This is a genomic window from Planctomycetota bacterium, from assembly GCA_039819165.1.
Taxonomy (GTDB): domain Bacteria; phylum Planctomycetota; class Phycisphaerae; order Phycisphaerales; family UBA1924; genus JAHCJI01.
The window spans coordinates 2,341,035-2,353,984 of the sequence record JBCBSM010000001.1 but is presented as its reverse complement, the minus strand read 5'-3'; the positions used below and the strand labels follow the sequence as shown (position 1 = coordinate 2,353,984).

Annotated in this window: 12 protein-coding genes and 1 tRNA gene; 9 read left to right on the top strand and 4 right to left on the bottom strand. The window is 70.7% G+C overall.

Annotated elements, in window-relative coordinates; translation table 11 throughout:
- Nucleotides 1–24 precede the first annotated feature (24 nt).
- Both ligA and AAFX79_10290 read left to right on the top strand, forming a co-directional pair.
- Nucleotides 25–2,160 (top strand): NAD-dependent DNA ligase LigA, encoded by a 2,136-nt coding sequence (ligA, locus tag AAFX79_10295; GenBank protein MEO1008949.1) that lies wholly within the window; start codon nucleotides 25–27, stop codon nucleotides 2,158–2,160.
- 88 nt (nucleotides 2,161–2,248) lie between these two features.
- Nucleotides 2,249–2,773: a CYTH domain-containing protein gene (locus AAFX79_10290; GenBank protein ID MEO1008948.1), complete on the top strand. Its 525-nt coding sequence runs from the start codon at nucleotides 2,249–2,251 to the stop codon at nucleotides 2,771–2,773.
- 126 nt (nucleotides 2,774–2,899) lie between these two features.
- On the opposite strand, the gene AAFX79_10285 is transcribed toward AAFX79_10290, so the two are convergent.
- Nucleotides 2,900–3,553, bottom strand: coding sequence for a hypothetical protein (locus tag AAFX79_10285; protein MEO1008947.1), 654 nt, complete (start codon nucleotides 3,551–3,553; stop codon nucleotides 2,900–2,902).
- A 422-nt stretch (nucleotides 3,554–3,975) separates the two neighbouring features.
- Here AAFX79_10285 and AAFX79_10280 point away from each other — a divergent pair, with 422 nt between their 5' ends.
- Nucleotides 3,976–5,523 (top strand): deoxyribodipyrimidine photo-lyase, encoded by a 1,548-nt coding sequence (locus AAFX79_10280; protein ID MEO1008946.1) that lies wholly within the window; start codon nucleotides 3,976–3,978, stop codon nucleotides 5,521–5,523.
- A 31-nt stretch (nucleotides 5,524–5,554) separates the two neighbouring features.
- On the opposite strand, the gene AAFX79_10275 is transcribed toward AAFX79_10280, so the two are convergent.
- A complete protein-coding gene (locus AAFX79_10275; GenBank protein MEO1008945.1) occupies nucleotides 5,555–6,469 on the bottom strand; it encodes an AraC family transcriptional regulator in 915 nt (304 codons plus the stop codon).
- 123 nt (nucleotides 6,470–6,592) lie between these two features.
- Here AAFX79_10275 and AAFX79_10270 point away from each other — a divergent pair, with 123 nt between their 5' ends.
- The 3 genes from AAFX79_10270 (at nucleotide 6,593) to AAFX79_10260 (ending at nucleotide 8,940) form a co-directional block, all read left to right on the top strand.
- Nucleotides 6,593–8,035, top strand: a complete 1,443-nt coding sequence (locus AAFX79_10270) for a VCBS repeat-containing protein (protein MEO1008944.1) — start codon at nucleotides 6,593–6,595, stop codon at nucleotides 8,033–8,035.
- Nucleotides 8,036–8,160: 125 nt separating this feature from the next.
- Nucleotides 8,161–8,490, top strand: coding sequence for a hypothetical protein (locus AAFX79_10265; protein ID MEO1008943.1), 330 nt, complete (start codon nucleotides 8,161–8,163; stop codon nucleotides 8,488–8,490).
- Between the two features lie 219 nt (nucleotides 8,491–8,709).
- Nucleotides 8,710–8,940 (top strand): hypothetical protein, encoded by a 231-nt coding sequence (locus AAFX79_10260; protein MEO1008942.1) that lies wholly within the window; start codon nucleotides 8,710–8,712, stop codon nucleotides 8,938–8,940.
- An 18-nt stretch (nucleotides 8,941–8,958) separates the two neighbouring features.
- On the opposite strand, the gene AAFX79_10255 is transcribed toward AAFX79_10260, so the two are convergent.
- Both AAFX79_10255 and AAFX79_10250 read right to left on the bottom strand, forming a co-directional pair.
- On the bottom strand, nucleotides 8,959–11,010 hold the full coding sequence (locus AAFX79_10255) for a S9 family peptidase (protein ID MEO1008941.1): 2,052 nt from the start codon (nucleotides 11,008–11,010) through the stop codon (nucleotides 8,959–8,961).
- Between the two features lie 414 nt (nucleotides 11,011–11,424).
- A tRNA-Phe gene (locus AAFX79_10250) sits at nucleotides 11,425–11,497 on the bottom strand.
- 140 nt (nucleotides 11,498–11,637) lie between these two features.
- On the opposite strand from AAFX79_10250, the gene AAFX79_10245 reads away from it, so the two are divergent.
- From AAFX79_10245 to AAFX79_10235, 3 genes are all read left to right on the top strand, one after another.
- On the top strand, nucleotides 11,638–12,522 hold the full coding sequence (locus tag AAFX79_10245; GenBank protein ID MEO1008940.1) for an ATP-binding cassette domain-containing protein: 885 nt from the start codon (nucleotides 11,638–11,640) through the stop codon (nucleotides 12,520–12,522).
- A 40-nt stretch (nucleotides 12,523–12,562) separates the two neighbouring features.
- Nucleotides 12,563–12,736 carry an entericidin A/B family lipoprotein gene (locus tag AAFX79_10240; GenBank protein ID MEO1008939.1) on the top strand — a complete coding sequence of 58 codons (174 nt, stop codon included), beginning with the start codon at nucleotides 12,563–12,565 and terminating at the stop codon, nucleotides 12,734–12,736.
- A gap of 61 nt (nucleotides 12,737–12,797) precedes the next feature.
- Nucleotides 12,798–12,935 carry a hypothetical protein gene (locus AAFX79_10235; GenBank protein MEO1008938.1) on the top strand — a complete coding sequence of 46 codons (138 nt, stop codon included), beginning with the start codon at nucleotides 12,798–12,800 and terminating at the stop codon, nucleotides 12,933–12,935.
- The last annotated feature ends 15 nt before the right edge of the window (nucleotides 12,936–12,950 follow it).

The window sequence follows — 12,950 nt, the reverse complement described above, 5'->3', positions numbered from 1 at the left end:
CATCGTACCTACGCTGGCTGCGCCATGGCCGACGAGCCCGAGCGCATCCAGGAGCTCCGCGACCTGCTCGCCCGGGCCAACCGCGCGTACTACGCCGACGCGGACCCGATCATGGGCGACGCCGAGTTCGATCGCCTGCTGGCCGAACTGGGCGAGCTCGAGTCGCGGCACCCCGAGCTGGCCGACCCCGCCAGCCCCACGGTGCGCGTCGGCGGCGAGCCCATCGAGGGCTTCGTCACCCGCGGCCATGCGCAGCCCATGCTGAGCATCGACAACACCTACAGCGAGGCGGACGTCCGCCGCTGGGTCGATCGCGTGGCCGAGAAGCTCGGCGGCGCACCCGAGGCCGATCGCTTCGTGTGCGATCCCAAGATCGACGGCGTGGCGATCAGCCTGCGGTACGAAGGCGGCGAGTTGCTCCACGCCCTCACCCGCGGCGACGGCACCCGGGGCGACGACGTCACCCACGCCGTGCGCACGGTGCGGGCGATCCCGCTGCGGCTTGCGGGCGACGCGCCGGCGGTGCTCGAGGTCCGCGGCGAGCTGTTCATACCCCTCTCGGAGTTCACGCGGATCAACAAGGAGCGCGAGGCCGCGGGCGAGCCACCGCTGATGAACCCCCGCAACGCGACGGCGGGCACGATCAAGATGCTCGACCCGTCGGTGGCGGCGCACCGCAGGCTGGGCTTCGTGGCGCACGGGCGGGGGGAGGTCGGCGACGGCTTCGCGGATTCGTTCTCGGGGTTCATGGAGCGCCTCGGTGGGCTGGGCGTGCCGTCCAGCCCGATGGCCACGACGGCGAGCGACGCGGAGGGCGTGCTGGAGGCCATCGAGGGCTTCGCCGAGCGTCGGCACGAGCTGGACTACCTGACCGACGGCATGGTGGTGCGGGTCAACCGCTTCGCGCAGCAGGCGACGCTGGGCGTCACGAGCAAGGCGCCGCGGTGGGCCATCGCGTACAAGTACGCCGCCGAGCGCGCGACGACGGTCGTGCTGGGCGTAGAGCACCAGGTCGGCAAGACGGGCAAGATCACGCCCCGGGCCACGATGGAGCCCGTGCTGCTGGCGGGCACGACGGTGCGGCACGCGACGCTGCACAACTACGGCCAGATCGCCCAGAAGGACATCCGTCTGGGCGACACCGTCGAGATCGAGAAGGCCGGCGAGATCATTCCGTACGTGCTGGGGGTGGTCACCAGCGAGCGGCCGAAGGGGGCGAGGCGGATCACGCCGCCCGCGCAATGCCCCGCGTGCGAGGGCGTAGTCGAGATCGAGCCGCCCGGCGCGGGGGGCGATCCGAAGTCCGAGACGACCCGCCGCTGCGTGAACCCCGAGTGCCCCGCGCAGCTCCGCGAGAAGCTGGTGTGGTTCGTCGGGCGGCGGCAGATGGACATCGACGGGCTGGGCGAGAAGACCATCGATCTGATCCGCGGCAGCGACATCCCGCTGGATGGCTTCGCCGACGTGTTCCGGCTGCGCGAGCACGCCGACGCGCTCCGCGAGCTGGACGGACTGGGTGAGCGATCGGTCGAGCTGATGCTCGCGGGCATCGAAGACGCCAAGGGCCGGGGACTGGCACGGGTGCTGGCGGGGCTTGGCATCCGCCATGTGGGCGAGAGCACGGCGCGGGCGCTCGCGCGGTTGTTCGCGGATCTCGGGGCGTTGCTCGACGTCGATGAGGAGATGCTGCGTCCCAAGACGCTGAACAAGTCCCGGGCGCGAGAGCTGGGGCTGCCCGAGGACCCCAAGGAGCGGGACGAGACCGGGCTGGGCGCGACCACGGCGCCGATCGTGCACGCGTACCTGCACTCCGAGGCGGCGACGCGGCTGTTCGACGAGCTCCGCGAGGTCGGCGTGGATCTGGCGAGCCGGGACTACGTCGATCCGGGGGCGCGCGGGGCCGAGGCCGGGGCGGACAATGCCTTCGCGGGGCGGACCTTCGTGATGACCGGCACGCTGGAGCGCTACGAGCGCAACGAGCTGAAGGACGTGCTGGAGGGCCTGGGCGCGAGGGTCACGGGGTCGGTGAGCAAGAACACCGACGTGGTCGTTGCGGGCGCCAAGGCGGGCAGCAAGCTGGCCAAGGCCGAGAGCCTTGGGCTGGAGGTGTGGGACGAGGCCCGGCTGCTCGAGGAGCTCCCCGCGGACGCCACGCCGTAGCTCAAGTGCGGCGGGCGATGGCCCGATAGCACTTCCCGGTGGGTGTGCTCGGTGCGGAGACGGTGCGCGGGCGGTGCGTGGAGGCGGCATGCAGAGCCTGGAATTCCGAGCCGAGCTGCGGGACGCCGATTCGGCCATCGCCGCCGTGCTGCACGCGGGGGCGACGCCGCTGATCACGCTGGTGCTGCGGGACACCTACTTCCGCGTGCCCAGCGGCGTATTCAAGCGTCGCGAGGCGGCCGATGAGCCCGTGGAGTACATCTTCTACGAGCGGCTGGATCGGCCACAGCCCCACCTGTGCCGGTACACGGTGTACGACGAGTCGCAGGCGCGTCTGCGGTTTGGGCGGAGCGATCCGCCGGTGTGGCGGGTCGTCGAGAAGACTCGCCGGGCCTTCATGCGGGGCAACGTGCGGATCCACTTCGACGCGATCGAGGACCTCGGTGAGTTCTGCGAGCTGGAGGCGCACGTAAGCCCCGCGCACAACGTGGCGCGGTGCCACGAGCGGATCCAGGAGCTGCGAACGGTGCTCGGGCCCACGCTGGGCGAACCGCTGACGGGCAGCTACGCCGACATGCTCGAGGCGCTCGAGCCCGACCGCACCGGCGTATAGGCCGATCTGGCAGAGCATGCGAACACACCCCGCGTGCATGCACCGTGGGGGCACGCACGTGGGGCGACTCGGATGGCCGTCGCGTCGCGGACGGCCTCGTAGAGAGAGAGTTAGAGCAGGGCGTTGCTAGCGGCGGCGGCGTGCGGCCAGCAGGCCGCCCATGCCGAGCAGCGCGAGCGAGGCCGGCGCGGGGATGACGCCCTCGACGAGGGCATCGCCGACGTCGGCGCCGGTCAGATCGCTGGCGGCCAGACCCTGGTCGACCAGGAAGGTCGCGAACTCGTTGGAGACCAGCAGGTCGGCCCCGATCTGCAGGCCGGTGTCGTCGGCGACGAGGTCGCTGGGCGTGCCGACATCGAAGAGGATGGCGGCGATGCCGGTGGTGCTCTCGACAAAGAAGCCGCTGCGGTCGCCGCCGACGCGGCCGGCATCGAAGCCGATGGTGAAGTTGCCGACCTCGACGGTGTCCATGTTGAAGAAGACCGAGCCGGTGTGCTCGATGGTGCCCGAGAAGTCGGCCAGGTCGGTGTCGTAGAGGAATGTGGTGGGCAGCGTGGCGGCGTCACGGGGGTTGATGCCGAACGCGACGCTATCGGCGCCCAGGGCGCCCGGGGCGATGACGTCGGACGAGACGCCCGAGAGGTCGAGGCTGGCGGCGGCCGAGAGCGTGCCCGTATCGAGCAGCACGCTGGTCTGGCCGCCCACGACGGCGAATTCCTGCGCAAGGGCGGTGCCGGCGGTCGCGGTGAGCGCGGCGGTGGCGAATGTGATCGATCTCATGTCTTCCTCACGTGGTGCGACGCGTGTTCTCTCGCCGGGTGCCGTGCGCGGCTCGCACCTGTAGTCCGCGCTCGCTCCCCGGTCTCTCCATCCAAGGGGTGGTTTCGTGCCGGTCGAATGGGCGGACGCAGCAACATCACGATCCGCGTAGAAAGGCACAATGCACACGGTGGAGCGGCATCGCAACCCGCGGGTTGCCGAGTGAGCGCTGCAGGGTTGTCGCCGATCAGCGGCGGGTGATCGAGCGCGAGAGAGAGAAAGAGTGGATTCTGGTGCATCTAGTGGGCGGATCGGCCGTGGCGAAGGCATCGGCGTCGGAATCCCCTCGCGGGGGGGTACCGCGCCGGCGTGGTTCGGACGTGCGCTCAACCGTTCCTCGGTAGCTGGTCGGATGATTGAACCTGCATAGAGGAGGGCGCGCGGTGTCGGCGGGGCTCGTGTGGTTCAAGCGGGACCTTCGGGTGGAGGACCACGAGCCGCTCGTGCGGGCGGCCGCGTCGGGCCCGGTGCTCGGGCTGTACGCCTACGAGCCGTGCGTGCTGGAGGCCGACGAGCACGATGCGCGGCACCTGGAGTTCGCGAACGACTGCCTGCGGGAACTACAGGAGGAGTTCGCCGCGTTGGGGTCGGTGCTGCTGATCCGCCGGGGCGATGCGGTGGACGTGCTCGAACGGCTGTGGAACGAGCACCGCTTCGAGCGGCTGTACAGCCATGAGGAGACCGGGCTGGCGGTGACGTACGACCGCGATCGGCGGGTCGCGGCGTGGTGCAGGCGGCGGGGCGTGGCCTGGCACGAGGTCGCGCAGCACGGCGTCGTGCGGGGTCTGAAGTCCCGGGATGGCTGGGCGAGGCAATGGGAGCGGCGGATGCGGGCGCCGGTGCTCGCGGCCCCCCGGTTGCTCGAGCCGTGGCCCAACGTCCATGGACTCCGGGCGGGCGGCATCGCGTCGGCGGGCGAGCTGGGCGTGCGGACGGAGTGCGAGACGCGAGGCGCGCAGCGGGGCGGGGCCGGCGAGGCGCGGTCGCTGCTGGCGAGCTTCCTGAGCGAGCGGGGCGAGACCTATCAGCGGAACATGTCCTCGCCGCTGGCGGGGTGGGATGCGTGCAGCCGGCTGAGCCCGCACCTGGCGTACGGCAGCCTGTCGGTGCGTGCGGCGTACCAGGCGGCGCGGAAGCGGGCCGACGAACTGCGGCGTGAGGGCGTCGGCGGCCGGTGGAGGGGATCGATCGCGAGCTTCGAGAAGCGGCTGCACTGGCACTGCCACTTCATCCAGAAGCTCGAGAGCGAGCCGGACATCGAGTTCCGCAACATGCACCGCGGCTACGACGGGCTGCGGACCGAGGACGAGGGCGCATGGAGCGACGACGAGCGGTTGCGCTTCGACGCGTGGGCCGAGGGCCGGACGGGTTACCCCTTCGCCGACGCGTGCATGCGGTGCCTGCGGACCACCGGTTGGATGAACTTCCGAATGCGATCGATGCTGGTGAGCGTCGCGGCGTATCACCTGTGGCTGCACTGGCGGCCGCTGGCGCGGCACCTTGGACGGCTGTTCGTCGACTTCGAACCGGGCATCCACTACAGCCAGGTGCAGATGCAGAGCGGCACCACGGGCATCAACACGGTGCGGATCTACAACCCCATCAAGCAGGGCCGCGACCAGGATCCCGGCGGCGTGTTCATCCGGCGGTGGGTGCCCGAGCTGGCCGATGTGGAGGGCGACGAGGTGCACGAGCCGTGGCGCGGGGGCTCGCTGTTCGGCTGGGTGCCGGGCGGGGGCTATCCGCGGCCGATCGTCGAGCACGCGGCGGCGTACCGCCAGGCGCAGCGGCGGATCTTCGCGGTGCGGAAGACGGCGGAGGCGCGATCGGAGGCAAAGCGGGTGTACGACCGGCACGGCAGCCGCAAGCGCGGCGCGTCCCGGTCGGCGGGCCGCTACCGCGGTGCGCCGGAGGATCGGGGCGTGGCGTAGCGAGGCATGGAGGCCGGCGTGCGCGGCACGGCTAGGTTGGCCCGTGGCGGCGGCGCCATCGGGATGGCGTCTCGCCGGTCATCCTCCGGAACGTACTCGTAAAGTGGCTGTGGCTGCTAAAGCCCGTGCGGAGGGCCGCGTGGGTGAGCGAGGCCCGCTGCTCGATCAGGTCCATGGCGGCGGCGATGCGCAGGCGCGTGAGGTAGGCGTGGATGGACGCGCCGGTCCAGAGCCGGAACACGCGGGCGAGGTGGTAGGGCGAGACGTCGAGGTCATCGGCGAGGCGATCGAGCGTGAGTCGCTCGGCCAGCCGCGTCGCCAGCAGCTCTTTGGCGTCCTCGGCGAGCCGACGGTGCGCGTCGCGGGTGGGCTCGCGGGCGGCCGAGAGCCGCCGCTGGCGCGGCGACCGGGCGGCACCGAGCACGCTGCGGAACATGGCGAAGACGTGCTCATCGTGCGCAACGGGAGCATCCGGGCTCTGCTCGACGCCGCGGGCGATGTCGTCGGCGAATCGGCGCTGCGCGGCGTAGAGGCTGGCCGGGCAGGCGACGTGCGTCACGGGCATCGGCCGCTGCGGGTCGCCGGCGTCCATGCCGAGGTCGCGGACGATCTCGAGCGCCACGGCGGGCGAGACGCTGTACCACTCGCAGCGGTCGCCGCGGCCCGAGATGGCCTCGCGGGCGTAGGGCTGGTGGGCGTTGTACACCATCACGGTGTTGGCGTCGGCAACGATGGCCTCGGCATCGGGATGGAGGATGCGGACCGGCTCGCGGGGGAAGACGATGGTCGGCCGGGCGATGGCTCCAGCGACCCCGAAGTCCGGGGCGTCCACGGGCAGGCGGAAGCGGCCGTGCGACCAGCGCGCCGACTCCACCCGCAGGCGGTTGTGGTCCGCCGGTGGCTGCGGCGTCTCCTGGTTGGTTGCTCCGCGGCGCGCTGTCCGCATGCAAGGCCTCCCCGCATGCTGCTACCGGCTCCGCCGAGCAGGGTTTCGATAGCCCGCGGCCTGGTGTTCCGGCAGAATGGTCGCACGCGGCCCATGGCGGGCCACGGCGCAAGGAGCCCATCCATGACCGTCCCATATCCCAGGATCGCCGGCTGCATCCCGGCGGCCGCGTTCGCCGCGATCGCCGCCGGCCCGACAGCAACCGCCCAGGCCCAGTTCGCCGAGCCGGGCGTCGTCGTCCATCAGCGATTCGCGGGCGAGGGCCGCTTCGGCTGGGCGGTATCGCCCCTGGCAGACATCGACGGCGATGGCGCAATGGAGGCCATCAACTGCGCACCCTTCGCGGGTGGCACGCCGGGCGTGCTGGGCGATGGCCGGGTCGTGGTGCACAGCGGCCTGGGGGGCGGCGTGCTCATGGATCTCGGCCCGAGCGGTCCGAATGAGAACTTCGGCTGGGCGATCGCCGACGCGGGCGACGTGGACGGCGACGGTGCGCACGACGTGGTGGTGGGTGCTACGCGCCGGGGCGGGTTCGAGGGCAGCGCCTACGTTTTCTCCGGCGGCGCCGCCACGCGGGGTGATCTCATCCGTCGGGTCGACAGCTTCAACGGCAGCGAGCTGTTCGGCTACGCCGTCACGGGGCTGGGCGATGTCGACGGCGATGGCTTCGGCGAGGTCGCGGTCGGGGCCGCCTTCAGCGACGTGACCGATCCGACGAGCATCGGCTCGAACGATGGGCGGGCCTACGTCCTCCGCGGATCGGATGGGTCGGCGTTGCACACGCTGGAGGGCTGGGGCGAGGGCGCGTTGTTCGGCTCGGGCATCGGCGCCGTGGGCGATATCGACGGGGACGGCGCCACCGACTTCGCCGTCGGCTCGCCCGGGGCCAATCGGGCCGACGTCTTCTCGGGGCGAACCGGGGCGCACCTGCTCGGCCCGCTGGAGCCCACGGTGACGGGCCGGGCGTTCGGGCAGTTCTTTACCGGAGCCGCCGGCGACACCAACAACGACGGCACGCCGGACGTGTACGTGGGCGACTTCAACGGCGGCTCGGGCGGACACTTCTACGTGTACAGCGGGGTCGACGGCGCCGTGCTGCTGAGCGTCGCTGGCGGCGGGCCGGACGGCCTGGGATTCGGCCTGGGCTGTGGACGCGGGGCGGGCGACGTGGACGGCGACGGCCACGACGACATCATCAGCGGGAGCTACCTGGCCAACCGGGCCACCGTGGTGTCGGGACGCACGGGCGGCGTGCTCCGCACGATGAGCTACCTGGTGCCTGGATCGCAGTTCGGCTTCGACGCGGTGGGCATCGGCGACGTTACGGGGGACGGCACGGTGGACTTCTTCGTCGGCGCGGCGCTGGGCGACGAGGCGCTCATCATCGATGGCGTCGCGTGCGTGGCCGACTTCGACTCCGACGGCGAGCTGACGCTGTTCGACTTCCTGGCGTTCCAGAACGCCTTCGATGCAGGCGAGCCGACCTCCGACATCGACCGCGACGGCGAACTGACACTGTTCGACTTCCTGGCGTTCCAGAACGCCTTCGATGCGGGATGCGCGTAGCGGGAGTCCCGCTACTGGAACGCGGGGTCGGCGTTCGGGCGTTGCCCCACTCGCTGGTCGACGCACGGCGACCACGGATAGCCCTCACCATCACGAGCCGATCGCTCGGCGGACGCAGGCGACTGATGGACGACTTCGTCGTGCCGCCGCCACCCGAGGCCCGCGACGACGGTGGCATGTACGTCGACGTGGTGGAGACCGGCCGTCTGCTCGCGGCGGCGCTGAGCGGGCCGGGACCGAACGCCGACGCCGTACGGGGCGTGCTGGTGGATTCGATCCAGGGCGTGCATGAGGTCGGCCGCATGGGGCGGCACGCCATCGTCGCGATGCTCGGCAGCGAGCGGTACGAGGACTGGGGGCCATCGGTCGGCTGCGGCTGGCCGCGCCCGTGCTCGCCGACGGGGATCCGGAGCGGCGATTCGCGGCGTTGCTGGTCGCGCACCACACGATGCTGAAGCCCGAGGCGCGGGAGATGATCGGCGGGCACTCCGCATCGGGCGACGAGACCGACGACCGGATGCTGATGTGCATGGCCGAGTTCCTGGCGGAGATGGAGCACCCCAAGCGAGCCGGCGGCACGCCCGACGCGGTGTTCGACGCCATGGCGGCCTACTTCCGGGAAATGCCGCGGAAGGAGAAGGCCATCGGCACGCTGATCTGGCCCTGGTATAGACATGACCAACGAGCGTGGGGCGCCCGCGCGGGCGCTGCAGGCCATCGCCTGCAAGCGCCCGCTGCGGCTGCTGCTCTTCGCCGACGCGCTGGAGGGCCAGGAGTGCATCGACGTGATCCAGTCGGTTGCGAAGATGGGGAGCCGCTGGAGCCGCAAGCCGGCGCTGAGCACCAAGCCGCCCGCGGCGGCGCCCCCCACCCCGCGCGAGTCGCTCTGGCGTGGCGCGCCCTAGGCCCCGGCGGGGCGAAGATCACTCCGCCCCGGGGTCGTGCTCCTCGAACCAGGCGAGGATCTCGGCGACCTTGGCGATGAGGTTCGAGGGCCTTGCGGCGATGCCGTGGGCGGCGTCGGGGACCCGCACGAGCTTGGTGGGAATCTCGCGGAGCTTGAGCGCGGTGTAGTACTGCTCGGTCTCCGCAAGGGGCGTGCGGAGGTCGTTCGAACCGGTTAGCAGCATCGTGGGCGTCGTGACGTTGCCGACGAGGGAGATGGGCGACCGCGCCATGTAGTGGTCCTGGTGCTCCCACGGCGGGCCGGGGAACCAGTACTTCATGAAGAAGGCGGGGAAGTCGCCGTAGAGGATCATCGAGTACCAGTTGATGACCGGCTTGGCGACGACGGCGCCCGCGAAGCGGTCGGTCTTGCCGACGATCCACGCGGTGAGCACGCCGCCACCCGATCCGCCCGTGACGAAGAGGCGGTCCTCGTCGATGAAGCCCTTCGCGATCAGGTTGTCGACCGCGTCCATGAGGTCCTGATAGTCGCCGCCCGGGTAGGCGTGGTGGATGGCGTTGCCGAACGCCTCGCCGTAGCTGGTCGATCCGCGGGGATTGACGTAGAGAACGACGTATCCCGCGGCGGCGAAGAGCTGGATCTCGCTCGCGAAGCGCGGGCCGTAGTCCGCGACCGGCCCGCCGTGGATCTCGAGGATCATCGGGTGCTTCTTGGACGGATCGAAGCCCGGCGGCGTCACGTACCAGCTCTGGATGCGCTCGTCGTCGATCGTGGAGTCTGTCCAGAACATCTCGATGGGCCGCATGTCGCGATGGTCCATCAGGTCGCCGTTGAGGTTCGTGATGGTGCGCACGGCGCCGCGCCGCGCGATCGCGAGTTCGGCGGGCCTCGCGTGCGACGCCTGCGTGAAGGCGATGGTGTTGTTGCCGCCGACGGTGAAGGACCCACCGCCGTAGGGGCGCCCGAGGGACATGCCGCCCAGGTCATGCGCGACCTCGGTCACGTCGCCCGAATTTGCATCGACGCGGAGGATCTTCGTGCGGCCGTGGTCGGTGGAGCTGACGAAGAGGGCACGGCCGTCGGCGCTCCAGGTTGGGGCCGCGACAGAGCGGTCGAGTTCGGCCGCAAGGACGCGGGGGTTCGCGCCGTCGATGTCGACGAGGTGCAGCTTCTGGAGCTGGTACGCCTGGAAGCGGTCGTCGAAGCCGACGTATGCGACCGTGCGCCCATTGGGCGACACCGCGGGCTGCGTATCGGGGCCGAAGCGGCTCGTGAGCTGCGTGATAGCGCCCGTTTTGGCGTCGACCGCGTGGAGATCGGAATCTTGTGGCTCAAGCTCGCGGTCCTCGCGCCGGTTGGCGCTCAGGACGATGGCCGCGCCGTCGGGCGTCCACGAGTAGGGCCCGTTGTGGTCGAACTCGCCCGAGGTGATCTGCCGCGCCGTGCCGCCCTCGGCCGAGACGACGAAGAGGTGCGTATTGCCGGGCTTGAGGTCGCCGCGGCCGTCGATGCGGTAGACGAGGTCGTCGATGATCTCGATGGGCGGGCCCCAATCGGCGTCCCTCGGCGCGCGGGGGATGGTCGCGGCCTTCGCGCCCTCTCCCGGCACGAACATCCCGAAGGCGATGTGGCGCCCGTCGGGCGACCACGCCAGCGAACTCGGAGACTGCGTCAATCGCGTGATCGGCGCCGTCCGCCCGCTCTGCATGTGGTGCACGAAGATCTGCGAGCGATCGTTAAAAGATGAGACGAAGGCGATGCGGTCGCCGTTGGGGGACCAGCGCGGCTGCGAGACGCCCGCCTCGAGCACGACGAGTGGCTCGTGCCCCGTGCCGTCGGCGTTGATGATCCACAGCGACGACGTGCCGCCGTCTTCCAGGATGTCGAAGCCGAGACGCGTGTACACGACCATGCGCCCGTCGGGCGAGATCCGCGGGCCGCCCGCACGCTCCAGCTCGAACACGTCCGCGGGGGAGAAGGCGGGGCGGGACGCACCGTCCTGCGCGTGCGCATCGCTGGGACTCGCTGCTACAAGAACCGAGGCAATCAGGAGCCACATCTTGATCATCCGTCTCTCCGCTGGCATGTCCGGATGCAATGCACGGATCGAAACACTGCATGCGTACATGCTTCGGCGATGCTAGGTCTTGCCGGATGGTGGCCCGGTCGCGAGGAGCGGACCAACAAGAACCCGCGCGGGCTGGGTTCCGATCGCGGGGACGGGCCAGCGCAGCAGCACTCGCATCGCGGTGCGACGCTCGAGGTCGGTGGGGTCCACGCCTGCAGTTGTCGCGGCCGAGGCGAGGCCCCAATTCGTGACGGCGCAGGTCCATCCAGCGGACACGGCGCTACTGGCGGAGTACGCCGCACCGCACCGCCGCAAGCACGTGCCGTGCCCGTCAGCCGAACCGATTCGGAGTTAGAGAAGGGGTGCCTCGGAGGGGCTCCGCGGCGACCCGCCGCGATCCGCACAGCACCCGAATGGGCAGACCCGGACTTGAACCGGGGACACCGGCATTTTCAATGCCGTGCTCTACCAACTGAGCTATCTGCCCGTGGCGGCTCGGATTCTGGCCGGGTGGGCCTCCGCGCCGCGGCGAGCGCCAGTGTAGCCGATGTGGGCGGGTGGTCAACGCCGCCCGGGGCGTGGGGCCCAGTGGTTCGCGTCGGCGGCCCGCCCGCTACCATGGCCGCGATGAGCACCGCCGCCCCCGCCCCGGCCCGCGAAACCGCCGAGCGCACCGAGCGCCCGCTGCTGGATGTCCGCGGGCTGCAGACGCACTTCCCGGTCCGCAGCGGGCTGCTGCAGCGGGTGACCAGCCACGTGAAGGCCGTCGACGGCGTGAGCTTTGGCCTGGGCAAGGGCGAGACCCTGGGCCTGGTGGGCGAGAGCGGCTGCGGCAAGACGACGGTGGGCCGCACGCTGCTGCGGCTCATCCCAGCCACGGGCGGCACGGTGAGCTTCGAGGGCCGGGACGTCTTCAAGGCCGACGGCGCGCAAATGAAGTCGCTGCGTCGCGACATGCAGATCATCTTCCAGGATCCGGCGGGCAGCCTGAACCCGCGGATGCGGATCGCCTCGATCGTTGGCGAGCCGTTGATCGTGCACGGGCTGGTGCAGGATCGACGGGATCTGCGGAAGCGGGTCGAGGAGTTGCTGGTGCGGTGCGGCATGCCGGCGGCGGCGGCGGACCGCTATCCGCACGAGTTCAGCGGCGGGCAGCGGCAGCGGATCGGCATCGCCCGGGCGCTCGCGCTGGAGCCCAAGTTCATCGTCTGCGATGAGCCGACGAGCGCCCTCGACGTGAGCATCCAGGCCCAGATCATCAACCTGCTGACCGATCTGCAGGGCGAGTTCGGGCTGAGCTACCTGTTCATCAGCCACGACATGGCGGTCATCCAGCACGTGTGCCGGCGGATCGCGGTGATGTACAAGGGCAAGATCGTGGAAGAGGGCACGCGGGACGACATCCTCGAGCGCCCGCAGCACAAGTACACCCAGAGCCTGCTGAGCGCCGTCCCCGAGCCGGACCCCCGACGCGTGAAGGAGCGCGTCATCTTCGAGGGCGGGGCGATGTAGGCCGTCACGCCGGCCCGCGAGCCGGCCCAGGGAGGTTGCCATGGAAAGCAAGAAGACCGTCAACCCGATGCGCATCGCCCTGACCGGCGTGTTCGTGGCCTTCGCCCTGGCGGCGGCGGCGTGCAACACCGTCAAGGGCGCGGGCCAGGACGTCGAGGCCGTGGGCGACGCCATCGGCGACGCGACCGACGGCGAGAGCGACGACGATAGTTGAGCGATCGCCGGCGGTTTGTCGAAGACAGGCGGAACGCGCACCCTCTCAGGAGTACACCGAGATGCAGCACGAGAAGATCCGCCTGGCCTTCCGCACCGTGTTCACGCTGTTCCTGGTCGCCCTCGGCGTGACCGCGGCGGCATGCAGCAGCAACGGCGACACCGACGCGTCGGACGATGCCGCCGCCTCGGACGGCTGAATCCAACGCAAGACG

Coding starts and splice junctions, on each gene's coding strand:
- AAFX79_10260 (MEO1008942.1), top strand. CDS start 8,710: ATGACCAACGAGCGTGGGGCGCCCGCGCGGGCGCTGCAGGCCATCGCC.
- AAFX79_10290 (MEO1008948.1), top strand. CDS start 2,249: ATGCAGAGCCTGGAATTCCGAGCCGAGCTGCGGGACGCCGATTCGGCC.
- AAFX79_10235 (MEO1008938.1), top strand. CDS start 12,798: ATGCAGCACGAGAAGATCCGCCTGGCCTTCCGCACCGTGTTCACGCTG.
- AAFX79_10285 (MEO1008947.1), bottom strand. CDS start 3,553: ATGAGATCGATCACATTCGCCACCGCCGCGCTCACCGCGACCGCCGGC.
- ligA (MEO1008949.1), top strand. CDS start 25: ATGGCCGACGAGCCCGAGCGCATCCAGGAGCTCCGCGACCTGCTCGCC.
- AAFX79_10255 (MEO1008941.1), bottom strand. CDS start 11,010: ATGATCAAGATGTGGCTCCTGATTGCCTCGGTTCTTGTAGCAGCGAGT.
- AAFX79_10270 (MEO1008944.1), top strand. CDS start 6,593: ATGACCGTCCCATATCCCAGGATCGCCGGCTGCATCCCGGCGGCCGCG.
- AAFX79_10265 (MEO1008943.1), top strand. CDS start 8,161: ATGGACGACTTCGTCGTGCCGCCGCCACCCGAGGCCCGCGACGACGGT.
- AAFX79_10245 (MEO1008940.1), top strand. CDS start 11,638: ATGAGCACCGCCGCCCCCGCCCCGGCCCGCGAAACCGCCGAGCGCACC.
- AAFX79_10275 (MEO1008945.1), bottom strand. CDS start 6,469: ATGCGGACAGCGCGCCGCGGAGCAACCAACCAGGAGACGCCGCAGCCA.
- AAFX79_10240 (MEO1008939.1), top strand. CDS start 12,563: ATGGAAAGCAAGAAGACCGTCAACCCGATGCGCATCGCCCTGACCGGC.